Here is a 23,202-nt window from a genome sequence, read left to right on the forward strand (position 1 = left end):
AGGAAATCTAAAACTAATGATGCCCTAATTTATTTTTATTTAAAATATTAATTTTTATTGATAACGTTTAAAATAGTCTCTAAACTTGGCGTGATCAAATCTGTAATTGGCTTTGGATAGAATCCGAAGAAAATCAAAACAGCAATAATCGCAACCAGAGAAATTCCTTCATTAACAGAAACATCCGCAAATGTTTTTGAATTGGCGTCTCCCAACATTACATTCTGGAACATCTTAAGCATATAATACGCTCCAAGGATAATAGTGGTTCCGCCTAAAATTGCGAACCATATATTAATTTGTGAAAGACTATATAAAACGGTGAATTCTCCAACAAAATTAAAAGTACTTGGCAAGGCAACAGAGGCCAGCACTAAAATTAAAAACATTGAAGTAAATTTCGGAGACTGAATACGAATACCGCCCAATTCAGAAATTTCCCTTGTTTCAAATCTTCTGAAGATGATTTCAGCAGCATAGAATAATCCCACTACAACAAAACCGTGAGCAATCATTTGCAGCACCGCTCCACGCAAGCCATCAATGGTTAAGGTATAAGTTCCGGCAGCTATTAATCCAACGTGAGCCAAAGAAGAATACGCTAATAATTTCTTAAGGTCTTTTTGTCTCAAGGCTACGATAGAACCATAGATTACACCGGCAATTCCTAAAGCAATAAAAATATTCATATATTCTTTTGCCGCAAGAGAAGCAATTGGCAATTGCCAACGGATTACACTGTACAATCCCATTTTTAGCATAATACCGGATAAAAGCATGGTTCCAACAGTTGGTGCTTTTTGGTATACGCTTGCCTGCCACGTATGGAAAGGAATAATCGGAATTTTAATTGCATAGGCTAAGAAGAAAGCCAGGAAGATCCAAAGCTGTTCTGTTGCGGATAAATTCAATTTATATAAATCCTCAATCAGGAAGCTTCCTGCTTTTTGATATAAGTAAATGAAAGCAACCAACATAAACAGGGAACCTGCCAGTGTATAAATAAAGAATTTAACCACTGCTTTTCTGCGTTCCTCAGCATCTCCGTTACCCCAGATGAGCGCAATAAAATAAATTGGAATAAGAGCTAATTCCCAGAAAATATAATACAGTAAACCATCTGCTGCCAGGAAAGTTCCTGTCATAGCAAAGGCCATAAATAAAATTAAAGCATAAAACCCTTTTGCATTTTTATATTCATTTCCGAAAGAAGAGAATATAATGACTGGAGTTAAGGCTACCGTTAACAACAACATTGCCATTGCCAATCCGTCTGCATTTAAAACAAATGAGATTTTAGGCTGGGTAATCCAGGCATTGACTAAGCTAATGTTTTCGCCCGCATTGAAATGGCTTAACAAAACCAGCGAACAGCCCAAAGCTGCTAAACTAAAGAACAAGGCTACTTTTGAAGCAAGTTTGTCACCAACAAAATAAGTGGCAAATGCACCAATTAAAAGAATAATTAATATAAGAGAAACGTTCATAGTTATAAAATTATTGAGCTAAAAATATATAGGAAATAATGGCGCAAAGACCCAAAACAAAAGCGAAAAGATACAATCCGATACTTCCGTTTTGTAATTTTTTACCCTGAAAACCTATTTCATTTGTTACTTTACCCAGTCCGAAAACAAGGGCAGATAAACCGGTTTCGATGTAATCCCTGAAAAATTGTGATAATACATTTACAGAGCGAACAAATACAGCGTCGTAGATTTCATCTACATAATATTTGTTGTATAAAACCTTCGTTACTCCTGTGATATTTTCGTCAGATTCAGGAACATTATCCTGTTTGAAATATTTAATGTAAGCAATTAAAATACCTAATAACCCACCTGCAACGGCAACTCCCATCAGTGTGTATTCTGTTGTTCCTAAATGATGTTCTTCGCCAGCTACTTTTGTGAAAAGAGGAGCTAAATAGTCATTTAACCAACTGTTACCCGGTAAGCTGATTAGTCCGCCAAAAGTTGCCAATAACGCTAAAATCATTAACGGAAAAGTAATTAGACCGTCACTTTCATGTAAATGATGTTTTTGTTCTTCAGTTCCTCTGAAATCTTTAAAGAAAGTCAGGAACATTAATCGGAACATATAAAAAGCAGTCATGATCGAAGCAATAGATCCAACCACATATAATGGAATACTGTGGTGGAAAGCGGTCATTAAAATTTCATCTTTCGAAAAGAAACCGGAGAAAAACGGAACACCTGAAATTGCCAATGATGAAACTAACATCGTCCAGAATGTGATCGGCATTGCTTTACGCAGACCCCCCATTTTACGCATATCCTGCTCGCCATGTAAACCATGAATTACAGAACCGGAACCTAAGAATAAACAGGCCTTAAAGAAAGCATGTGTGATTACGTGGAAAACGGCTACTTCATAAGCACCAAAACCTAAAGCTAAAAACATTAGACCTAATTGGGAAACCGTAGAGTAAGCCAATACTTTTTTAATATCTGTCTGAACCAGTCCAATGGTTGCAGCAACTAATGAAGTCACAGCTCCAATTACAGCAATTATAGTCTGAACGTCCGGTGCTAAATCAAATACGAAATTTAAACGGGTCACCATAAAGATACCCGCTGTCACCATCGTTGCAGCGTGAATCAACGCAGAAACCGGTGTTGGTCCTGCCATCGCATCCGGTAACCAGGTGTATAACGGAATTTGTGCAGATTTACCACAAGCACCAATAAATAAACATAAGGCAGCTAATGAAAGCAATGGAATATTTAAGGTAGTTGCTCCGGCAATTGCAGTTTTTAAAGTGGCATAATCTAAAGTCGAGAACATGGAACCAAGAATAAACATTCCGATCAAAAGACCTAAATCCCCGATTCTGTTCATGATGAAAGCCTTTTTCGCAGCATCATTGTAATCCTGGTTTTTGTACCAGAATCCAATTAATAAATACGAACAAAGTCCAACACCTTCCCAACCTATAAATAAAACTAATAGGTTACTTCCAATTACAAGTGTAATCATGAAAAACACGAACAAGTTTAAATAAGAGAAAAACTTATGCATATTCTCATCATCGTGCATGTAGCTGATCGAATATATATGGATCAATGATCCGATACCGGTTACAAAAAGCAACCATAGTAATGACAACTGATCTAATAAAAATCCAAGATTAATATGAAGGTTGCTAATCTGAATCCAGTCAAATAAAGTTACCTGAATGGCTTGTTTGGTTCGTGTAATTTCAGAGAAAAAGAAAAGTGTAACAGCAAACGAAACTACTACTGCAGCCGTTCCGATGATACCGGAAACTGTTTTGCCCAAACTCTTTCCAAAGAAGACATTGATTAAAAATCCTAAAAAAGGAGCTAATACTAAAACTAAAGCTAAATTGGTATTCATTTCCATTTATCCTTTTAAATTTTTTAAATTATCGATACTAATCGAACCTAAATTTCTAAAGATCGAAACTAAAATAGCCAATCCTACTGCCACTTCAGCCGCAGCAACCGCCATCGAAAAGAAAACAAAAACTTGTCCCTGTGCATCCTGATGATAGGTTGAAAAAGCTACAAATAAAAGGTTAACCGCATTCAGCATGATTTCGATAGACATAAAAACGATAATAGCATTTCGTCTGTACAATACACCAAAAATACCAATACAGAAAAGTACAACACTTAAAAAGATGTAATTTTCAATACCTATTTGATTTAATATATTACCCATTATTTATTTAATTTTTCTTTTTTAGACAATAATACAGTTCCAATCATCGCTACCAAAAGCAGGATCGATGCAAATTCAAACGGAACCATATACTCGTTCAGTAATATTTTACCCAGTACTTTTATCGATTGGAAATCCTCACCGGTAGAATCATATGCTCCGACAATAGGTTTCGAGTTGATGAAGATTGCGATTAATACAATACAAATCAGACAAAAAGAAACTATGGCGCCCAAACGTGTAATTCTGGGTCTGTGTACCTGATGGCGTTCGTTTAGATTCATTAACATAATTGTAAACAGGAACAAAATCATAATGGCTCCGGAGTATACAATAAGATGTACGATAGCCAAAAATTGAGAGTTCAGTAATAAATAATGACCAGCAATCGAAAAGAAACAAATTACTAAATAGATAGCACTGTGAATCGGATTTCTGCTAAAAATGGTCAGGAAAGCGGTGATCACCGTAATGAATGCTAAGAAACAAAATATAATTTGTACAGTAGTTGCGTGTGCAAAATCAGGAATATGTATCATTTAGTTAGCATTATTAAGTTGAGCATTTTTGATCGCCACGTCAAGAGGCATCACTAATCTGTCTTTACCAAAGATAAAATCTTCTCTTTCATAGCTTGACGGAACCAAAACTTTCGAAGTCGTCAGATAAATGGCATCTTTCGGACAGGCTTCTTCACATAAACCGCAAAAAATACAACGAAGCATATTGATTTCATAAATCGATGCATATTTTTCCTCTCTGTACAAATGTTTTTCATCTGCTTTACGCTCGGCAGCTTTCATAGTGATGGCTTCAGCAGGACATGACAAAGCGCATAATCCGCAAGCCGTGCAATTCTCACGACCTTGCTCATCACGTTTCAATTGGTGCTGACCACGGTATACAGGACTCATTTCACGTACTTGTTCCGGGTAATGGATCGTCACTTTTTTTCTGAATAAGTGCTTTACCGTAATAAATAATCCTTTTACAATCGCTACAAGATACAAGCGTTCCAAAAAGGTCATCTCCTTATTGGAGACCATCTTTTTTCTACCCGATAATGATATAGTTTCTATTGACATTTTTTTAATTTTTATTTTGAAGCTTAATCCTGCTATCCGCTGTATCTTTCATTTTTTAAAGAAAAAAATAAAAGGATGCTGCTTCTGTCAGGGCTAGGGCATTTTGGTTTTTAATGAAATTTATTTTTTATAACCAATTTTAGTTCTTTCAATTTTATTTTCCTGTTTGTCCATTAACTCATCTAAATAAGTAAAGACCAGCTCAATATTTTTATCGTGATTAATTAATTTTTTCTTAATTATATCTACTTCTAATTTTAAATTCAGGTTGTCCGTTAAAAAATCTCTTAAACTTACAAAAACCTCAATAATCTTAATGCTCATCTGAGTTGCTCTTTCACTTTTCAGAACACTGGCTAATTGTAAAACACCATGCTCTGTAAAAACATAAGGTAACGAACCTCCCAGATTTTGTTTTGAAGCTATCGCATTTTGCGACACCAGCAATTCGACTTCTGTTTCATTTAATCTGAACATAAAATGATCAGGAAATTTTGTACTATTTCTTTTTACCTGCTCTCTTAGTCTCCTTGATTCTACCTCATACAGTTCTGCAAGATCTTTGTCTAACATTACTTTTTGGTTTCTAATAAAATATATTTTATTAGTAATTACTTCATTAAGAATAATAATTTGACTCATCTTATGGCATATAATATGTTTCTTTTGAAAGGTGTCGCAAAATGCGACACCTTTCAAAATTTAAAAACCTAAAAAGGCTGCAATTTCACTTCTTAAAATAACAACTCCTGTAATCATAATATTGATGATCGACAGCGGAATTAATATTTTCCATCCTAAATGCATCAATTGATCATATCTGAATCTTGGAATTGTCCAACGCACCCACATATAGAAAAATATGAAGAAGCATATTTTAACAAACAATACTGCAATTCCCAGAAGGTTAGCGGTATTTACACCCACATTTTCTACCATCCATTGCATTCCCGGATAATTGTAACCTCCGAAAAACAATACAGATATAATAGTGGCAGAGATAAACATATTGGCATATTCAGCAAATAAGTAGAATCCCATTTTCATAGACGAATATTCTGTATGATAACCTCCGATTAATTCCGATTCACATTCCGCCAAATCAAAAGGAGTTCTGTTGGTTTCTGCGAAAGCACAAATAAGGAAAATAAGGAAAGATAAAGGCTGGTAAAATACATTCCAGTTCATTCCTGCCTGTTGCTCAGAGATTTCTTTTAAGCTTAAAGTTCCGGTCATCATCAATAAAGCAATCATCGATAATCCCATGGCCACTTCATAAGAAACCATTTGAGAAGCAGCACGAACAGCTCCCATCAAAGAGAATTTATTGTTAGAAGCCCATCCACCGATCATGATGCCGTAAACTCCAACAGATACAACTCCGAAGAAATACAATAAACCAATATTGATATCCGTAGCCTGCAAAAGAACATCTCTTCCAAAAATATGTAAGCGATCTCCCCACGGGATTACAGCACTTGTCATTAAGGCAGTACTCATGGCAATTGCCGGTCCTACAATAAATAAAAACTTGTTAGGGGTATTCGGGAAAAATTCTTCTTTGGAGAATAATTTCATACCATCGGCAAGAGGTTGTAATAAACCTCCCCAACCTGCACGGTTAGGTCCGACACGGTCTTGTAAAAAAGCGGCCACTTTACGTTCAGCCCAGGTAGAATACATCGCCATAATCATTGTTACGGCAAAAACCACAACAATCACAACACTTTTTTCTATAATAAATGCACCATCTACCATCGTTAAGAATTTTTGTTATTAGTGTTTAATGGGATTTCAGCCATACTAATTTTTTTACGGTCAATATCTCTACCCATTAGAATCGTTTTTTCGGTATCGATTTCTACTTTTTCTAATTTCTGAGTATAGTTGTTTTGATTGATCACAGAATCTTTTTCAAATTCTCTTGGTCCTTCAATCGTCCAGTCGTTTACATTTTTATGGTCAAAACGGCAAGAATTACAGATGAATTCTTCCACCTCATGATATTCGTCTTTACGGCCTGTTACACGTTGAATTTCCCCTCCAAACATCCAAACCGTAGTTTTTCCACAACATCCCGGAGTAGTACATTCTCTGTGTGCATTGTAAGGTTTGTTGAACCAGACTCTCGATTTGAAACGGAACGTTTTATCAGTTAATGCTCCAACAGGACATACGTCAATCATATTTCCGGAGAATTCGTTGTCAATAGCTTTAGAAATTCCGGTAGAAATATTAGCGTGGTCTCCACGATCTAATACACCGTGAACTCTGTTGTCTGTCAGTTGATCTGCTACTTGTACACATCTTTGACATAAGATACAACGGTTCATATGCAGTTGAATATTCGGACCGATATCTTCCGGCTCGAATGTTCTTTTTTCTTCAATAAAACGTGATTTTGGATTTCCGTGCTCAAAACTTAAGTTTTGCAAATCACATTCACCAGCCTGATCACAAACCGGGCAGTCTAATGGGTGGTTGATCAATAAAAATTCAGTTACAGATTTACGGGCTTCCGTTACTCTGTCTGAAGATTTACTGTTCACTTCCATTCCGTCCATACATCCTGTTACGCAAGATGCCATTAATTTTGGCATTGGTCTTGGGTCAGCTTCACTTCCTTTGGAAACTTCAACTAAACAACAACGACATTTACCGCCGCTGCCTTTTAATTTTGAGTAATAGCACATGGCTGGCGGCACTAAATCTCCTCCAATCATACGTGCAGCCTGCAGGATCGTTGTTCCTGGTTCTACGTCTATACTTTGACCGTCTATGGTTACTTTCATCTTTGTGTTGTTTTTTTAGTTTCAGGTTTAAAGTTTCAGGCTGTTGGACCTGCAACTAAAAAAACTTGAAACTTGAAACTTTTTATACTGTTAATTTGCCTACTAAATGCTTCACTTGCGAGAAAGGTTCAGCAACAAAGTGATCTCTGTTTTTAATTTTTTCAGGGAAACGAACGTGATATTCAAACTCATCTCTGAAGTGACGAATTGCTGCTGCTACCGGCCAGGAAGCTGCGTCACCAAGTGGACAAATAGTGTTTCCTTCAATCTTGCTTTGAATGCTCCACAATAATTCGATATCTTCTTCACGGCCCTGACCGTTTTCGATTCTCCACAATATTTTTTCCAGCCAGCCTGTTCCTTCACGGCAAGGTGTACATTGTCCGCAGGATTCATGGTGGTAGAAACGCGCAAAATTCCAGGTGTTTCTTACCACACAGGCAGTGTCGTTATAAACGATAAATCCTCCGGAACCTAACATAGATCCGGTAGCAAAACCACCATCACTTAAAGATTCGTAAGTCATTAAACGGTCTTCACCATTGGCTGTTTTGAAAATTAATTCAGCCGGTAAAATCGGCACTGAAGATCCTCCGGGCACAAACGCTTTCAAAGGTCTGCTGGAAGACATTCCGCCTAAATATTCGTCGGAATTCATAAATTCGTCAACACTTAAACCTAGTTCAATTTCGTAAACGCCAGGATTTTTAATATGTCCTGAAGCAGAAATTAGTTTAGTTCCTGTTGAACGTCCAATTCCGATTTTAGCATAATCATCTCCTGAATTGTTGATGATCCACGGCACAGTTGCAATAGTCTCCACATTGTTTACCACGGTTGGATTGGCCCATAGTCCAGAAACCGCCGGGAATGGTGGTTTAATACGAGGGTTTCCTCTTTTTCCTTCCAGTGACTCAATAAGTGCAGTTTCTTCTCCACAAATATAAGCTCCGGCTCCACAGTGAACGTGTAACTCTAAATCGTAACCTGTTCCTAATATATTTTTTCCCAACCAACCGGCAGCCTTAGCTTCGGCGATTGCTCTTTCTAAAATTTTGAAAACCCACATATACTCTCCACGAATGTAGATATATGAAAGGTTAGCTCCCAGTGCAAAACTCGAGGTAATCATTCCTTCGATCAAAAGGTGAGGAATAAATTCCATCAGATAGCGATCTTTGAAAGTTCCCGGTTCAGACTCGTCGGCATTACACACTAAATGTCTTGGTTTTCCTGATTTTTTATCAATAAAACTCCATTTCATTCCGGCAGGGAAACCAGCTCCACCACGGCCACGAAGTCCTGATTTTTTTACTTCTTCCACCACTTCGTCCGGTGTAAGTGTTTTCAAAGCTTTTTCTACAGAGGCATAACCACCGTTTTGGCGATATACTTCGTAGGTTTTAATACCCGGAACATTGATTTTATCTAATAATATTTTTTGTGACATCTTATTTATCGTGTAATATTATTTTATCGTCTCTGCAATCAGCGATTAACTGATCGATTTTTTCTTCTGTCAGTTTTTCTTTGTAGAAATCGCCTAACTGCATCATCGGAGCGTATCCGCAGGCACCTAAACATTCTACACCGGCAATGGTAAACATTCCGTCCGGAGTTGTTTCGCCCATTTTAATGCCTAATTTTTCAGAAGTGTAATCCATTAAATTTTCGGCACCATTTAAACAACAACAAGAAGTCTGGCAAAATTCGAACATGTATTTTCCAATTGGTTTTTGGTTGTACATGGTATAAAAAGTAACCACTTCGTAAACCTCAATTGGTTTGATGTGCAAAATTTCGGCAACTTTATCCTGTAACTCCGTACTCAGCCAGTTGTCATGCGCATCCTGCACTTCATGCAAAACAGGCAGCAGAGCTGATTTTCTTTTGTCTTCCGGATAATGACTGATCAATTCATTGACGCGGTTCATCAATGCTTCAGTCATATTTATTTCTTGTTTGTAATGTCTACGTTCCATTTTTATTTTAGATTTCGGATTTTAGATTTTAGATTTTTTCAATCTTTGTCCTTGAATCCATATTCTGCAATCTTTTTTAATTTTAGATTTTAGATTTCTGACTTTAGATTTTTCAATCTGCAATCTTAATTCTAAAATCTACAATTCTTTACGCGTCTAATTCTCCTGCAATTACATTTAAACTCGAAAGAATAACAATTGCATCTGATAATAAAGCGCCTTTGATCATTTCCGGATATGCCTGGTAATAAATAAAGCAAGGTCTTCTGAAATGTAATCTGTATGGAGTTCTGCTTCCGTCAGTAACTAAATAGAATCCTAATTCTCCATTTCCACCTTCAACAGGGTGATAAATTTCTGCAACCGGTACAGGAACTTCTCCCATTACGATCTTAAAGTGATAAATAAGAGATTCCATAGAAGTGTAAACATCTTCTTTTGGAGGAAGGTAATAATCCGGAACTTCTGCATGATATTCGTTTCCGGCCGGCATTTTGTCCAAAGCCTGACGAATGATGCTTAAACTTTCACGAACTTCTGCATTACGAACACAAAAACGATCGTACGTATCACCTGATTTTCCAACAGGAACGATAAAGTCGAAATCTTCGTAAGACGAATAAGGATGAGCTACACGTACGTCGTAATCAACTCCGGCAGCACGTAAATTTGGACCTGTAAATCCGTAAGCCATTGCTTTCTCTGCGGAGATTGCACCAACGTTTACAGTTCTGTCAAGGAAAATTCTGTTTCTTTCGAATAAGTTTTCAAATTCCTGCCAGGCGACAGGGAAATCTTTTAAAAACACATCCAGTTTGCGGAAAGCTTCCGGTGACCAGTCTCTTTCGAAACCACCGATTCTTCCCATATTTGTTGTCAGACGGGCACCACAAATTTCTTCATAGATCTCGTAAACTTTTTCTCTAAATTGAAAAACATATAAGAAACCGGTATAAGCACCAGTATCAACACCCAGAATCGAATTACAAATTAAGTGATCTGTAATACGCGCCAATTCCATAACAATTACTCTTAGGTATTGTGCTCTTTTAGGAACTTCAATATTGAGTAATTTTTCCAAAGTCATCCACCATCCCATATTGTTGATCGGAGAGGAACAATAGTTCATACGGTCTGTAAGAGGTGTAATCTGGTAGAAAGGACGATTTTCGGCGATTTTTTCGAAAGCTCTGTGGATGTAACCAATGGTTGGTTCCGCTTCAAGAATTCTTTCACCGTCCATCAATAAGATATTTTGAAAAATACCGTGAGTGGCAGGGTGGGTTGGACCTAAATTCAATACGGAAAGCTCGCTTCCGTCTTCGTTTAGTTTCTCCTTAATTATTTTAGCATAGCGATGCTCTGGTGGTAATAATAGTTCTGACATCTTTAATTAAAAATTGATAATTGATAATTGATATTTTCCAATTAACTATTAATTTTTGTTTTTATATTATGTAATAATTATCAATTATAAATTGTTAATTACGCATTGATTGTTGTTCTTCCAAAGAATCTGTCATCTTTATCTGTTCTTCCGCTGTCTTCCAGAGGGAATTCTTTTCGCATTGGAAAAGAGATCATTTCATCCATATTCAGAATACGTTTCAATTGCGGATGTCCAATAAAGTTCACCCCGAAGAAATCGTATGTTTCTCTTTCCATCCAATTGGCGCTTAAGAAAATATTTGAAATTGTTTTTATTTCAGGTTTTTCACCGTTGATATAAACTTTGATTCTGATACGCTTGTTTTCGTACCAGTTGTGTAAATGATAAACGATTGCAAACTGACGATCAACCTCGTTATCAGGGTAGTGAATCCCGCATAAGTCCGTTAAAAAGTGAAAACGTAAATCAGCATCATTTTTCAGGAAAAGAATCAAAGAGGTGATTTTATCAGCTGTTGTTTCCAGGGAAAAAATATCTCTTTCCTCCTGAAAGTTAAAAACACTTGTATCAAATGTTTCAGTAAGTTTATCCTGAATCAGGGTATTTTCTAATGCCATTTTATGAAATATTATATGAAGCTAATAATTCCTGGTATTCCGGAGAACTTCTGCGTCGTACAGATTCGCTTCTTACTAATTCTTGTAGTTTCATTACACCGTCAACGATTTGTTCCGGTCTTGGAGGACATCCGGGAACGTAAACATCAACAGGGATAACTTTGTCAATTCCCTGTAAAACAGAATACGTATCAAAAATACCACCAGATGAAGCACAGGCTCCAACGGCAATTACCCAACGCGGCTCTGCCATTTGTTCGTAAACCTGTCTTAAGATGGGTGCCATTTTTTTCGAAATAGTTCCCATAACCATTAGCATATCAGCCTGACGGGGAGAAAAACTCACACGTTCAGAACCAAATCGTGCCAAATCATAATGGGAAGCCATTGTTGCCATAAACTCGATTCCGCAACAAGAAGTTGCAAACGGTAAAGGCCAAAGAGAATTCGCGCGTGCCATACCTACAACATCATTAAGTTTTGTGGCGAAGAAACCTTCACCAACAACACCTTCCGGAGGGGCAACCATATTTACTTTTGAATCGCTCATTTTATTTTAGATTTCTGATTTTAGATTTTAGATTTGGGGAAATCATAAACGTTAAAATCAATTTTTAAATCAGTATATTAATTCGGGAAACCAAATCTTAAATTGTAATTCTAAAATCACCAATCTAAAATCATTTATTCCCAGTCTAAAGCTTTCTTTTTGATGATATAGAAAAATCCAACTAAAAGCAAGGCCATGAAAACAATCATTTTCAGCATTCCTTCTATACCAAGTTCTTTAAAGTTTACTGCCCACGGATAAAGGAAAATTACCTCTACGTCAAACAATACAAAAAGAATGGCAACCAGGAAATATTTTACGGAAAAAGGAATACGTGCATTACCAACAGATTCGATTCCGCACTCGAAATTTTTATCTTTCACCTCAGAGGTTCTTTTTGGGCCTAATTTTCCGGAAATAATGATAGTTCCTACCACAAAACCAACAGCAAGAATGAGCTGCATTAAAATAGGAAGATAGCTGTATTGATCAGATTGCATAAACTTGGGGTTTTTTACTTAAAAAATAAGCCACAAAGATAGCGCCCAACTCTGTAAATCACAAGCTAAAAAAGGATTTAAGTAGGGTCGTAAACATCGTTTATGTCTAATTTTTATTCATTATAAATAACTTTGGCTTTTTTTACAATTTTTTTAAGATTTGAGCAAAAAAAAAACGTTTCGAAATAAATCGAAACGTTTTAAAACCATTCAGAGGCAAAAAAAATAAATTGCTATATTTTTCTTAGATTACTGCTACTTTAGCAGCAACTTTCCCTTTTCTTCCTTCTTCTTCTTCATAGCTTACACGGTCTCCTTCGCGTAATTCTTCCGCGTTAATTCCTGAAGCGTGAACGAAGATATCTTTTCCTGTTTCTTCGTCTGTAATGAATCCATAACCTTTAGATTCATTGAAAAATTTTACTGTACCTGTACGCATTGTAATTGTAATAATAATTTATAATGAAGCAAATGTAATATATAAATTCATACAAAAGACAATAAGGTGTTAATTTTTTGTAAAAATTATTGATTTACAGTGTTTTTACTATTTATTTTGCTTCTCTTTTGATATGACATAGTTTAAAATGGCAATCATTAAAGATATGTTAAAAAGTAGGAACTTTTTGACTTTATTGAAGGTTGAATTATGATTTTAAATGTCGTAAATCAACCTTTATTTTTGTCGTTTAATTTTTTTTTTCAGTTCCGTATTTTTTTTAGTTCTGACTGAATTATACCAAATCTACTTTTATGTGTAATTCTTTTAATTGGGAATCATCAATTTTAGCAGGAGCATCAATCATGACATCACGTCCTGAATTGTTTTTCGGGAACGCAATAAAATCCCTGATCGTTTCCTGACCTCCCAAAATAGCAACCAGACGGTCTAAACCAAAAGCTAATCCCCCGTGAGGCGGCGCTCCAAATTGAAAAGCATCCATCAAAAATCCAAATTGTGCTTTTGCTTCGTCTTCGGTAAATCCTAAATATTTGAACATCAGCTGTTGTGTTGCTTTGTCGTGAATACGAATAGATCCTCCTCCAATTTCATTTCCGTTTAAGACCATGTCGTAAGCATTGGCGCGTACTTTTCCCGGTTGTGTTTCCAGTAAATGCATGTCTTCCGGTTTAGGAGAGGTAAACGGGTGGTGCATGGCGTGATAACGGCCGCTTTCTTCGTCAAGCTCTAATAACGGGAAATCTACAACCCATAGCGGAGCAAATTCTTCCGGTTTACGCAATCCCAAACGGGTTGCCAGTTCCATACGAAGTGCAGAAAGCTGTGCACGGGTTTTATCAGCAGGGCCGGAAAGTACAAAAATCATGTCTCCGGGTTTTGCACCTGTTATTTTTGCCCATTGTGCTAAATCTTCCTGATCGTAAAATTTATCTACAGATGATTTGTAAGTTCCGTCGTCATTACATTTGGAATATACCATTCCGGATGCACCTACCTGCGGACGTTTTACCCAGTCAATCAGTCCGTCAATTTCTTTACGGGTGTAATTTCCTGCGCCCGGAACGGCAATACCCACTACTAATTCCGCAGCATTAAATACCGGAAAATCCTTGTGTTGAGCAAATTCGTTCAGTTCTCCGAATTCCATTCCGAAACGGATGTCCGGTTTGTCATTTCCATATGTTTTCATGGCATAGTCGTAGGTAATTCTTGGGAATTTGTCTACTTCAATACCTTTAATTTCTTTTAGTAAGTGTCTTGTCAGTCCTTCAAAAACATTCAGGATGTCTTCCTGTTCCACAAATGCCATTTCGCAGTCAATTTGTGTAAACTCAGGCTGACGGTCTGCACGTAAGTCTTCGTCACGGAAACATTTTACGATCTGGAAATATTTATCCATTCCACCCACCATCAATAACTGTTTGAAAGTTTGTGGTGATTGCGGCAACGCATAAAACTGTCCTTCGTTCATACGACTTGGTACAACGAAATCCCTCGCGCCTTCCGGAGTTGATTTGATTAAATATGGAGTCTCTACTTCACAGAAATCCAGATCAGATAAGTATTTACGAACTTCCATTGCCACTTTGTGACGGAAAAGCAAACTGTTTTTTACCGGATTACGACGAATATCCAGGTAACGGTATTTCATTCTGATATCTTCCCCGCCATCTGTTTCGTCTTCAATTGTAAACGGAGGTGTTAAGGCAGCATTCAAAATGGTTAATTCAGAAACTAAAATTTCGATATCACCGGTCGGAATATTTTTGTTTTTGGCTTCACGCTCAATAACAGTTCCTTTTACCTGAATTACAAATTCTCTTCCAAGAGTTTTTGCCAGTTCGAAAACAGTTTTATCAGAACGGCTCTCGTCGAAAATAAGTTGTGTGATTCCGTAACGGTCGCGTAAATCAACCCAGTTCATAAATCCTTTATCGCGTGATTTCTGAACCCAACCCGCTAGTGTAACTTCGGTATTAATATTTGAAGCGTTTAACTCGCCGCAATTATGACTTCTATACATGATCTCAATTTTAGACTGCAAAAGTAAACACAAAATTCAAATTAATATAGAAAAGTGGGCAACTAGATGTTGTTAAAATGAAATATTTTGTTAATTCTTAAATTTTGAAGACAGAATTTATTTAGTTTTGAGTCACTATAAACAAAACAATATAAGATATGAGAAAACTTTTTGTTGCTGGTTTGTTGATTTTCAGTGCCCTGAATAGTATTGGGCAAGTCAAAAATCCAATCAAATTTACGGCCAAAATTACGAACAGAAACAGTGATACTTTAGTCATTAGAGGTGCTAATAATTTCAAACAAGTTATTCCGATTGATAAAAAAGAAGTTTTTGCTGCTACTTTTGAAGCTCCGAAAGGATTTTATCGATTTTCCGACGGAGTAGAATCTTCTACTTTATTTCTGAAACCGGGTGCTGAAGTAAACCTGACCATGAATGCTAAGGAATTTGATGAAACGATTGTATATAAAGGAAAAGGAACAAACGAAAGTAATTTTTTAGCACAGCAGGCTTTAAAAGACGAAAAATTTCAGAATGAAGCGTTCGCCAAAGAAGCAGCTGAATTTAAATCCTTATTAGACGGAAAGACAAAATCTGATCTGGAAAATATTGAGAAAGGTGATTTTGATACTGAATTTAAAACAAATCTAAAAAAATCATTCGAGCAATTTAATCAGTACGCCGTGCAGATGTACGAAAGTGCCGCTAAGATGAAGGGATTTGTCGGGAAACCTTCAGCTGAATTCGACTATGAAAACCACAAGGGCGGAAAAACGAAGCTTTCAGAATTAAAAGGAAAGTATGTGTATGTTGATCTTTGGGCAACGTGGTGCGGACCTTGCAGAGCTGAGATTCCATTCCTGCAAAAAGTGGAAGAAAAATATCACGGAAAAAATATCGAGTTTGTGAGTATTTCTGTTGATGTACAAAAAGACCACGAAAAATGGAGAAAATTCGTAACCGATAAACAACTGGGTGGAACTCAGTTATTTTCTGACAGCGACTGGAAATCTGCTTTTGTCACCAGTTATGAGGTAACGGGAATTCCGAGGTTTATTTTGATCGATCCACAGGGGAATGTTGTGAGTGCTGATGCTGCCAGACCCTCTTCTCCAGAGCTTCAAACGCAGTTAGATTCGTTATTAAAGTAATTTATTGATCAAATTTATAACGTTATCGTAAATTTTCTATTTTAATAAAATACCAGTAAAACCAGTGCCTGAGCACTGGTTTTTTTGTATCGTTCTGATTTCCAATGTTAAGTTTTTATCCAATGTTACCAAATTGTTAAGTAAAAGTTTTTTTAATGTAAACATTTGTTTATATTTGGTAAAGATTTGATAACATTAAAACCTGCAAGATATGAAAAAGTGTGTAATTTTAGTTGCAATATTGTTCTCTGGAATTTTAGTTGCACAAGAGAAAAAACCGGAATTAGAAGCTGTTGGAAATACAGTAAAAGCTACTTATTACCATGATAATGGTAAAGTACAGCAAGAAGGCTTCTTTAAGGATGGTAAATTAGATGGCGTTTGGGTTTCATATGATGAAAAAGGAAATAAAGTTGCTGAAGGGGAATACACAAACGGACTGAAAACCGGAAAGTGGATTTTCTTTAACGAAAATAGCCTTAGTGAAGTTGCTTACGATAACAGTAAAGTAAGTTCAGTTAAAAATTTACAGAAAAATGCTTTAGCAAATAGAAATTAATATAATTTCAAAGACATAAAAAAACCGCTTTAATTAGCGGTTTTTTTATGTCCGTACTTTTATACTGATAACAAAACATACAGCCTTACCACTGCAATAAAAAGAAATGGCCCGGAAATTAATCCGGGCCATTTGTATGTAAATGTTTTTACTGATTTGCTTTTACTTTTTTTAATTTAAAAGAAACAAACAGGGTAAGTGAAGCGAGTACAATCCAGAAAATATCAATAAAGAAAATCTGTGTCTGATCTGCTGCAAAAGTTTTCCAGAACCAATTTCCGGAACAAATACCATTGGCAACCGGAACTAGCAGCCCTAGGATACTTCCTGAAATCAAACACCATTTATTGGTGAAATTTATATCCCTTTTCAATAAGAAGAATACAATTAATACGAGCCAGCTGATAAAATAGACACTGTATATATTCTCCTGGCTAAGCGGATAAAAAGCCTTATTGGCAATGAATGCCAGTGCTGTAACCGGATACATACTCAGGCAAACTGCTAAATAAATGCGTACTACGGAGTTGTTAAAACGACGTTTTTTCTCCGGCAGGTTTTTCTTGTCTCTCGCAACCAGCCAGATCATAACTCCGGATATAATTACGTAGCAGGTTATGATGCCAAGTACAAAACTGATAATCTTAAGAGCATATCCGCCATAATCTCCAAAGTGAATGCGGTACAATACATTTTTTACTACATCCAGGTATTTGTTGCCGGTCACGGGATCTTTTTTAGCGATCACTTTTCCGTCAGCCACTTTATAGATTATTTTTCCAACAGCTGTAAATTTTTTGTCGTAAGGCAGTTCTCCTTCAACGATAACATGCATATTGGCATCCCCGTAATTCTGGATCTGGACACTGTAGATTTCAAAATCTTTCCAATTGCTTTTCCCTTTAGCTACAAATTCATTTATACTAAAAGGATTGGCTAATTTTTTGTTTTCAAAATTATATACAGGGTTAATATATTCTAAATCATCATATAATTTGTTCTGATCTCCCTTGTATAAAGCCATCACACTTGGTGCCACGATAAGAAGCTTGATCATAAAAAAAGCTCCCGTTACGGCATACACAAACTGAAAAGGCAATCCAATCATACCTAAAGCAGTATGCGAATCGGTCCATAAGGTTTTCAGTTTTTCTTTTGGCCTGAATGTATAAAAATTAGAAACAATTTTGTTCCAGTGCAGCAAGACTCCGGTTACAATAGCAAACAGAAAAAATAAAGCCACAAAACCGGAAAGATAATACCCAACCGGGTAAGGAACCTGTGCCAGGAAATGAAGCCTGTAGAGGAATTCACCTAAGGAATACGATTCTTCGTAGGTTTGTGTTTTTAAATTTTTGGTATCTAAATAGAAGAACTGGCTTTCTTTTTGTTTGGCAGGCGCCAAAGTATGTTTGGTACCTTCCATGTAAACATTGACACGTCTTTCGTTACTCGCTTTTGAAATAGAAATTGTTCTTCCCGCTAAATTGTATTTTTTATCTAAAGCCGTTAAGGTGGCATCGTAGTTCAGCTGAATATCTTTGGTCAGTGTAACAGACTCACCGCGTTCCCAATTGATGATTTCGTCTCTGAAAAAGGAAAAAGACCCGGCAAAGAAAATAATAAACAAGACCACGCTTATTACAATTCCGCTTACGGTATGCGTATGAAAATAGATATTATAGTTTCTGTTGTTCATATATTATGTGGTAATAGGATTATAGGTTTGGCCAAGATAGATTATGCCACAAAAAATCAGGGTAAGCAACAAATAGATTCCCCAGATTTTTAATCCGCTTTTCGCTAAAAAAGCGATAACCATTAAAGCAACCCAAAGGATAAATCCTGTAAAAGCCATTGTCATAATTATATTTACACGATTAAACCAGGACGCGAGCGCCAGATGAAAACTCACAGAAACGAAATAGCCGCCAAGTATAGCAGCTGTTATTTTGGCAAATCGCTGCCATTTTGATTGCGTCAGGTATTTAGGATTTGCTGGCATATTTAATAGTAATAGATTTCTATTAGTCCGCTAAGGATAAAAAGTACCGCAACAGCTTTACTGTTTATGACTTTAAGCGGGGATAAGATAACAATTAAACTTCCAATTGTCATTAACTGAATGAAAAACAATAAAGTTCCGGTTCCTAAAGCCTTGGTAAACAGTAATAATGAATAAGCGAAAAGAAGTATAAACAATCCAGAAATTTTGGTTGGTCCGGGGTTGTTATTCAGCCATTTTTCAAAACCATAATCGTAAGAGAGTACGGCTTTTCTGGAAGTATAATAAAACATATAAAAAGAGATAAAAACGAAAAGACTGGCTATTGTTATCATGATCTTATAAATTTATAAAACATCTTTCCGGTTGAAGGGAAAGATGTTTTATGTTTGTTTTGTTGTTAAAATTTGTAAGTAAAGCTGGCAGCAATACTTCTTGGATCCTTAGGGTGAACAGTTGACCATCCGTCATAAATTTCTTTGTTGGCAATATTGTTAAGTTTTAGTGTCACTCCGAATTTATCAGCACTGTAGAATAAAGAGGAGTTAAGAACAGTGTATTCAGGAATTGTAAAAGTTCCTGCAACTTTTCTGTTCATAATCATATTATCACCAACATAATTTCCTCCAAAACCTACACCAAAACCTCTTAAGAAACCATTTGTAATTTTGTAGCTCGCCCAAAGGTTAGCCAGGTTTCGTGGTCCTGCATTTTCAGACCTGTGGTTTACAAAGTCAGCGTCACCTTTTGTTAAAACGGCATCATTGTAACTATATCCCAAAACAATGTTTAAACCGTTAATTGGATTTGCAATAAATTCTGCTTCAAAACCTTTGTTTTTCTGCGCTCCATCCTGGTAGGTAGCCTGATTATTTGGCTGTTCTTTTGTTGGATCTGCGGGATCTACGTATGGTGTTTCTACTACATAAACCTGATCAGTAACTTTAATATCATAGTAGCTAAAAGTAGCGTAAAGCTTATCTTTAAAAAGATTCAGTTTTGTCCCAACTTCAAACTGATCTGCATGTTCAGGATTAAAAGTCAAAGGTGTTACAATCGTGGCCTGACGATTTTGACCCGGCGCAACGTTAACAAACCCGTTCATGTAATTGGCGAAAACCGAAACTTTATCCAAAATAGGCTGGTATACTAATCCAAATTTTGGTGAAAAACCTGTTTGATTGTATCCGTCATTTTTAGCATTCATAAAGCGGTCGGCACGTAAACTTAACATAGCGGATAATGCCGGAGTAAAGTTGATAACATCAGAAACGTAAGCACTATACGTTTCTTGTTTCGTTTTATTATCGTTTCTGGGGCTGTTTCCAATAATTGCATCAGATCCGGCTTTTGTCAAATTTCCTGTATCACCATTACTTGGTCCGATACCCGGAATAGCATTGAAAGAGGCTAAATCATCCCCGATATAGATATATCCATTTCCAAAATATCCTGTACTGCGATCAGTTGCCGTTCTTTTAAAGTAATCAAAACCAACAACGATTCTGTTTCTTAAACTTCCAATTTTAAAATCACCGTTAAAATTCTGCTGAATATCGGTAGTTATGTTTTGATTGTCCTGATCTGTAAAAAATCGGGCCAAAACAATACCATTCGTAATTGGGAAACTGCTTGTGCCTTCGTACAAATAAGTATAGTTTCCTTTTGATCTTGCTGAACTGTTAGAAAATATAGTCTGTGAAGTCCATTGATCTGAAAGCTTATAATTCATCTGAGCCTGGATGTTATAAGAAGGGGTTTTCATTGTCAGTTCATTACTGGTGTAAGAACGTTCGTTATCATATTTTAACTCATTAATATTATGAACTCTTAGAGGGGCACCTCTGTCTAAAAACAACATCGTTGGGTTGGTCGATTCATTGCTCATAAACTCAGTATTCACTAAGAATGATAATCTGTCGTTTACCTCATAAGATAAGGAAGGTGCTACAAAAAAGGATTCCCTGAATCCGGCATCCTGAAAACTTTCTTGTTTGTGGTATGCTGAATTTATTCTGAAATTAAGTGTTTTTTTATCATTTAACGGAGTGTTGATATCAACCGTTACACGATTTAAACCGTAGCTTCCACCAGTATAATTGATTTCTCCTCCAAAGGTTTTGTAAGGTCTTTTTGTAGTGGTATTGATTAGACCTCCGTAAGAGATTAAGCTGCTTCCGAACAAAGTTCCTGATGGGCCTCTGATGATTTCGATTCTGTCGATATTTGCGGGATCAAGACTTCCGTTTGTTAAACCCGGTAAACCATTTACCATTGTAGGCTGAACAGGGAATCCTCTAAGGGAATAATAAGCGGCTCCGTCTCCGGCACGTCCTGTTGCGGCCCAAAGTGGTGTAATACCGGATGCATTTTTCAAAGCATCATCAAAATTGGTCACTACCTGTTCTTTTAATAACTCTCCTGTAATCGTAGTGTATGATTGTGGATTTTCAAGGTTTTTAAGCGGTAATCTTGAAACATGTTTGGTGTCTTTACGGGCAAAATGATTTTTTTTACCGCCATTTACAACTACTTCTGTTAAGTCTTCTGAATTTGTAGCTACTGTAAAATTTTGGATCAGATTATCACCTTCTTTAATTACAATCGATTTTTCCTGTGTAATGTATCCCACTGAAGAAACTTTTAAAGTATAGGTTCCGGGTTTGATGTTTTTTAAGGTATAGTTACCTTCTTCATCAGTAGTCGTTCCCGATTTTGTTCCTTTTAAAACAACAGAAATATTTTCCGGTGACTCATTATTTTTTAAGGTGATCTGACCTTTTATAGTTGCTTTTTCCTGAGACCAGGCTGTAGTGCCTGCTAACAAAATAAGACAGAAACTCAAAAGTAATATTGTAAATTTAGATTTCATTTTTTATTTAGAATTGATTTTAATAGCGCAAATTTAGTGGTTGAATGTTTACCAAACAAGCTATTCTTATTTATTCTAAATAAAATATTTTTTAAAGGGTAAAATTTACGTTTATTTAAAAAATTAACATCTTAAGCAAGATTTAAGGCAATATTAAGAATAAAAAAACCTGTTCATGTACTTGAACAGGTTTTTTATTAGTATCGAAATTATAATGATTACAATTCTAAAGCACGTTTAGCATCGCCATTCATTAATAATTCTACAGGGTTTTCTAAAGCTTCTTTTACGGCAACAAGGAAACCAACAGACTCACGTCCGTCGATAATTCTGTGGTCATAAGAAAGTGCCACGTACATCATTGGGTGAATTTCTACTTTACCGTTTACAGCAATCGGACGCTCAATAATATTGTGCATTCCCAAAATTCCTGACTGAGGAGGGTTGATAATTGGTGTACTCAACATACTTCCAAAAACACCGCCATTAGTAATTGTAAAAGTACCTCCGGTCATATCGTCAACAGTAATCTGACCGTCACGTGCTCTAAGGGCTAATCTTTTAATTTCAGCTTCAATTCCACGGAAAGTTAACAATTCAGCATTACGAACCACAGGCACCATTAGTCCTTTTGGTCCTGAAACTGCGATTGAGATATCTGCAAAATCGTAAGCGATTTTATAATCACCATCCATCATTGAGTTCACATCAGGATATAATTGTAACGCTCTTGTCACTGCTTTTGTAAAGAAAGACATAAAACCTAAACCAAGACCGCCATGTTTTGCTTTGAAAGCATCTTTGTACTCATTACGAATCTGGTTGATTGGTGTCATGTTAACTTCATTGAAAGTTGTTAACATTGCTGTTTCGTTTTTAGCAGCCACTAAACGCTCGGCTACTTTACGACGCAACATTGATAATTTAGTACGCTCGCTTCCACGGCTTCCTCCGGTTGGAGTTCCCATAGAAGGTACTGCATTTACAGCATCATCTTTGGTGATTCTACCGCCTTTACCAGTTCCTGAAATAGTTGCCGGTGCTATGTTTTTTTCGTCTAATATTTTTCTTGCTGCCGGAGATGGAGTTCCTGTAGCATACGTTGCTGCTGGTGCTGCTGTGGGTGCAGGTTCCGCTTTTGGAGCTTCCGCTTTTACTTCCGCTTTTGGAGCCTCTGCTTTTGGCGCTTCCGCTGCCGGTGCTGCCGGAGCATCTCCTGCAGGTTTTACGCCATCAGTATCAATTAAACAAACTACAGCTCCTACAGCAACTGCATCACCTTCTTCTGCTTTTAGCGTAATAATTCCGCTCATTTCAGCCGGTAATTCAAGAGTTGCTTTGTCGGAATCAACTTCGGCAATAGCCTGATCTTTTTCTACATAATCTCCGTCTTTTACTAACCAAGTTGCAATTTCAACTTCTTTTATTGATTCCCCTGGTGATGGGACTTTCATTTCTAAAATCATCTTGTTTTTGTTTAAAGTTTTAATTGTTTAAAGTTT

23 protein-coding genes are annotated in these 23,202 nt (G+C 36.5%); 2 read left to right on the forward strand and 21 right to left on the reverse strand.

The features are described 5' to 3' along the window. Positions 1-47 precede the first annotated feature (47 nt). The 16 genes from D0817_RS09935 to aspS all read right to left on the reverse strand — a co-directional run bounded on the left by D0817_RS09935 (position 48) and on the right by aspS (position 15,110). Complete coding sequence (locus D0817_RS09935; protein ID WP_127338239.1) at positions 48-1,487, reverse strand: complex I subunit 4 family protein; 1,440 nt, start codon at positions 1,485-1,487, stop codon at positions 48-50. 10 nt (positions 1,488-1,497) lie between these two features. Beyond that, the gene (gene nuoL, locus D0817_RS09940) at positions 1,498-3,381 is read right to left on the reverse strand and encodes an NADH-quinone oxidoreductase subunit L (RefSeq protein WP_127338240.1); all 1,884 of its coding nucleotides are present in this window, start codon (positions 3,379-3,381) and stop codon (positions 1,498-1,500) included. Positions 3,382-3,387: 6 nt separating this feature from the next. After that, the gene (gene nuoK / locus D0817_RS09945; RefSeq protein WP_017494599.1) at positions 3,388-3,708 is read right to left on the reverse strand and encodes an NADH-quinone oxidoreductase subunit NuoK; all 321 of its coding nucleotides are present in this window, start codon (positions 3,706-3,708) and stop codon (positions 3,388-3,390) included. Further along, complete coding sequence (locus tag D0817_RS09950) at positions 3,708-4,247, reverse strand: NADH-quinone oxidoreductase subunit J family protein (protein WP_127338241.1); 540 nt, start codon at positions 4,245-4,247, stop codon at positions 3,708-3,710. The genes nuoK and D0817_RS09950 overlap by 1 nt, the downstream gene beginning before the upstream one ends. Continuing rightward, on the reverse strand, positions 4,248-4,793 hold the full coding sequence (locus D0817_RS09955) for a NuoI/complex I 23 kDa subunit family protein (protein WP_127338242.1): 546 nt from the start codon (positions 4,791-4,793) through the stop codon (positions 4,248-4,250). Positions 4,794-4,913: 120 nt separating this feature from the next. Next, positions 4,914-5,435, reverse strand: a complete 522-nt coding sequence (locus tag D0817_RS09960) for an ORF6N domain-containing protein (protein WP_127338243.1) — start codon at positions 5,433-5,435, stop codon at positions 4,914-4,916. 60 nt (positions 5,436-5,495) lie between these two features. Continuing rightward, entirely contained in the window at positions 5,496-6,551 is a 1,056-nt protein-coding gene (nuoH, locus tag D0817_RS09965) for an NADH-quinone oxidoreductase subunit NuoH (RefSeq protein ID WP_127338244.1), read from the reverse strand. Between the two features lie 2 nt (positions 6,552-6,553). Continuing rightward, on the reverse strand, positions 6,554-7,585 hold the full coding sequence (locus D0817_RS09970) for an NADH-quinone oxidoreductase subunit G (protein ID WP_127338245.1): 1,032 nt from the start codon (positions 7,583-7,585) through the stop codon (positions 6,554-6,556). 82 nt (positions 7,586-7,667) lie between these two features. Continuing rightward, the gene (nuoF, locus tag D0817_RS09975) at positions 7,668-9,035 is read right to left on the reverse strand and encodes an NADH-quinone oxidoreductase subunit NuoF (protein ID WP_127338246.1); all 1,368 of its coding nucleotides are present in this window, start codon (positions 9,033-9,035) and stop codon (positions 7,668-7,670) included. A gap of 1 nt (position 9,036) precedes the next feature. After that, positions 9,037-9,567, reverse strand: coding sequence for a complex I 24 kDa subunit family protein (locus D0817_RS09980; RefSeq protein ID WP_127338247.1), 531 nt, complete (start codon positions 9,565-9,567; stop codon positions 9,037-9,039). Positions 9,568-9,715: 148 nt separating this feature from the next. Next, complete coding sequence (locus D0817_RS09985; RefSeq protein ID WP_127338248.1) at positions 9,716-10,954, reverse strand: NADH-quinone oxidoreductase subunit D; 1,239 nt, start codon at positions 10,952-10,954, stop codon at positions 9,716-9,718. A 98-nt stretch (positions 10,955-11,052) separates the two neighbouring features. Continuing rightward, positions 11,053-11,574 carry an NADH-quinone oxidoreductase subunit C gene (locus tag D0817_RS09990; protein ID WP_127338249.1) on the reverse strand — a complete coding sequence of 174 codons (522 nt, stop codon included), beginning with the start codon at positions 11,572-11,574 and terminating at the stop codon, positions 11,053-11,055. A gap of 1 nt (position 11,575) precedes the next feature. Further along, positions 11,576-12,124, reverse strand: a complete 549-nt coding sequence (locus tag D0817_RS09995; protein ID WP_127338250.1) for an NADH-quinone oxidoreductase subunit B — start codon at positions 12,122-12,124, stop codon at positions 11,576-11,578. 134 nt (positions 12,125-12,258) lie between these two features. Beyond that, on the reverse strand, positions 12,259-12,624 hold the full coding sequence (locus tag D0817_RS10000) for an NADH-quinone oxidoreductase subunit A (protein WP_007809098.1): 366 nt from the start codon (positions 12,622-12,624) through the stop codon (positions 12,259-12,261). 244 nt (positions 12,625-12,868) lie between these two features. After that, positions 12,869-13,063: a cold-shock protein gene (locus D0817_RS10005; protein ID WP_007137066.1), complete on the reverse strand. Its 195-nt coding sequence runs from the start codon at positions 13,061-13,063 to the stop codon at positions 12,869-12,871. Positions 13,064-13,358: 295 nt separating this feature from the next. Beyond that, positions 13,359-15,110, reverse strand: coding sequence for an aspartate--tRNA ligase (aspS, locus tag D0817_RS10010; protein ID WP_127338251.1), 1,752 nt, complete (start codon positions 15,108-15,110; stop codon positions 13,359-13,361). 158 nt (positions 15,111-15,268) lie between these two features. On the opposite strand from aspS, the gene D0817_RS10015 reads away from it, so the two are divergent. Both D0817_RS10015 and D0817_RS10020 read left to right on the forward strand, forming a co-directional pair. Beyond that, on the forward strand, positions 15,269-16,264 hold the full coding sequence (locus tag D0817_RS10015; protein WP_127338252.1) for a TlpA family protein disulfide reductase: 996 nt from the start codon (positions 15,269-15,271) through the stop codon (positions 16,262-16,264). Positions 16,265-16,475: 211 nt separating this feature from the next. Continuing rightward, positions 16,476-16,823: a toxin-antitoxin system YwqK family antitoxin gene (locus tag D0817_RS10020; protein ID WP_127338253.1), complete on the forward strand. Its 348-nt coding sequence runs from the start codon at positions 16,476-16,478 to the stop codon at positions 16,821-16,823. 148 nt (positions 16,824-16,971) lie between these two features. On the opposite strand, the gene D0817_RS10025 is transcribed toward D0817_RS10020, so the two are convergent. The 5 genes from D0817_RS10025 to odhB all read right to left on the reverse strand — a co-directional run bounded on the left by D0817_RS10025 (position 16,972) and on the right by odhB (position 23,166). Beyond that, positions 16,972-18,522, reverse strand: a complete 1,551-nt coding sequence (locus D0817_RS10025; RefSeq protein ID WP_127338254.1) for a PepSY-associated TM helix domain-containing protein — start codon at positions 18,520-18,522, stop codon at positions 16,972-16,974. 3 nt (positions 18,523-18,525) lie between these two features. Then, on the reverse strand, positions 18,526-18,828 hold the full coding sequence (locus D0817_RS10030; RefSeq protein ID WP_127338255.1) for a hypothetical protein: 303 nt from the start codon (positions 18,826-18,828) through the stop codon (positions 18,526-18,528). A gap of 2 nt (positions 18,829-18,830) precedes the next feature. Next, entirely contained in the window at positions 18,831-19,163 is a 333-nt protein-coding gene (locus D0817_RS10035) for a hypothetical protein (RefSeq protein ID WP_127338256.1), read from the reverse strand. A gap of 65 nt (positions 19,164-19,228) precedes the next feature. Beyond that, positions 19,229-21,700, reverse strand: coding sequence for a TonB-dependent receptor (locus D0817_RS10040; RefSeq protein WP_127338257.1), 2,472 nt, complete (start codon positions 21,698-21,700; stop codon positions 19,229-19,231). 218 nt (positions 21,701-21,918) lie between these two features. Then, positions 21,919-23,166 carry a 2-oxoglutarate dehydrogenase complex dihydrolipoyllysine-residue succinyltransferase gene (odhB, locus tag D0817_RS10045; protein WP_127338258.1) on the reverse strand — a complete coding sequence of 416 codons (1,248 nt, stop codon included), beginning with the start codon at positions 23,164-23,166 and terminating at the stop codon, positions 21,919-21,921. Between the last annotated feature and the right edge of the window lie 36 nt (positions 23,167-23,202).

The organism is Flavobacterium cupreum (genome assembly GCF_003996965.1).
Taxonomy (GTDB): Bacteria; Bacteroidota; Bacteroidia; order Flavobacteriales; family Flavobacteriaceae; genus Flavobacterium; species Flavobacterium cupreum.

Coding starts and splice junctions, on each gene's coding strand:
- D0817_RS09935 (WP_127338239.1), bottom strand. CDS start 1,487: ATGAACGTTTCTCTTATATTAATTATTCTTTTAATTGGTGCATTTGCC.
- nuoL (WP_127338240.1), bottom strand. CDS start 3,381: ATGAATACCAATTTAGCTTTAGTTTTAGTATTAGCTCCTTTTTTAGGA.
- nuoK (WP_017494599.1), bottom strand. CDS start 3,708: ATGGGTAATATATTAAATCAAATAGGTATTGAAAATTACATCTTTTTA.
- D0817_RS09950 (WP_127338241.1), bottom strand. CDS start 4,247: ATGATACATATTCCTGATTTTGCACACGCAACTACTGTACAAATTATA.
- D0817_RS09955 (WP_127338242.1), bottom strand. CDS start 4,793: ATGTCAATAGAAACTATATCATTATCGGGTAGAAAAAAGATGGTCTCC.
- D0817_RS09960 (WP_127338243.1), bottom strand. CDS start 5,435: ATGAGTCAAATTATTATTCTTAATGAAGTAATTACTAATAAAATATAT.
- nuoH (WP_127338244.1), bottom strand. CDS start 6,551: ATGGTAGATGGTGCATTTATTATAGAAAAAAGTGTTGTGATTGTTGTG.
- D0817_RS09970 (WP_127338245.1), bottom strand. CDS start 7,585: ATGAAAGTAACCATAGACGGTCAAAGTATAGACGTAGAACCAGGAACA.
- nuoF (WP_127338246.1), bottom strand. CDS start 9,035: ATGTCACAAAAAATATTATTAGATAAAATCAATGTTCCGGGTATTAAA.
- D0817_RS09980 (WP_127338247.1), bottom strand. CDS start 9,567: ATGGAACGTAGACATTACAAACAAGAAATAAATATGACTGAAGCATTG.
- D0817_RS09985 (WP_127338248.1), bottom strand. CDS start 10,954: ATGTCAGAACTATTATTACCACCAGAGCATCGCTATGCTAAAATAATT.
- D0817_RS09990 (WP_127338249.1), bottom strand. CDS start 11,574: ATGGCATTAGAAAATACCCTGATTCAGGATAAACTTACTGAAACATTT.
- D0817_RS09995 (WP_127338250.1), bottom strand. CDS start 12,124: ATGAGCGATTCAAAAGTAAATATGGTTGCCCCTCCGGAAGGTGTTGTT.
- D0817_RS10000 (WP_007809098.1), bottom strand. CDS start 12,624: ATGCAATCTGATCAATACAGCTATCTTCCTATTTTAATGCAGCTCATT.
- D0817_RS10005 (WP_007137066.1), bottom strand. CDS start 13,063: ATGCGTACAGGTACAGTAAAATTTTTCAATGAATCTAAAGGTTATGGA.
- aspS (WP_127338251.1), bottom strand. CDS start 15,110: ATGTATAGAAGTCATAATTGCGGCGAGTTAAACGCTTCAAATATTAAT.
- D0817_RS10015 (WP_127338252.1), top strand. CDS start 15,269: ATGAGAAAACTTTTTGTTGCTGGTTTGTTGATTTTCAGTGCCCTGAAT.
- D0817_RS10020 (WP_127338253.1), top strand. CDS start 16,476: ATGAAAAAGTGTGTAATTTTAGTTGCAATATTGTTCTCTGGAATTTTA.
- D0817_RS10025 (WP_127338254.1), bottom strand. CDS start 18,522: ATGAACAACAGAAACTATAATATCTATTTTCATACGCATACCGTAAGC.
- D0817_RS10030 (WP_127338255.1), bottom strand. CDS start 18,828: ATGCCAGCAAATCCTAAATACCTGACGCAATCAAAATGGCAGCGATTT.
- D0817_RS10035 (WP_127338256.1), bottom strand. CDS start 19,163: ATGATAACAATAGCCAGTCTTTTCGTTTTTATCTCTTTTTATATGTTT.
- D0817_RS10040 (WP_127338257.1), bottom strand. CDS start 21,700: ATGAAATCTAAATTTACAATATTACTTTTGAGTTTCTGTCTTATTTTG.
- odhB (WP_127338258.1), bottom strand. CDS start 23,166: ATGATTTTAGAAATGAAAGTCCCATCACCAGGGGAATCAATAAAAGAA.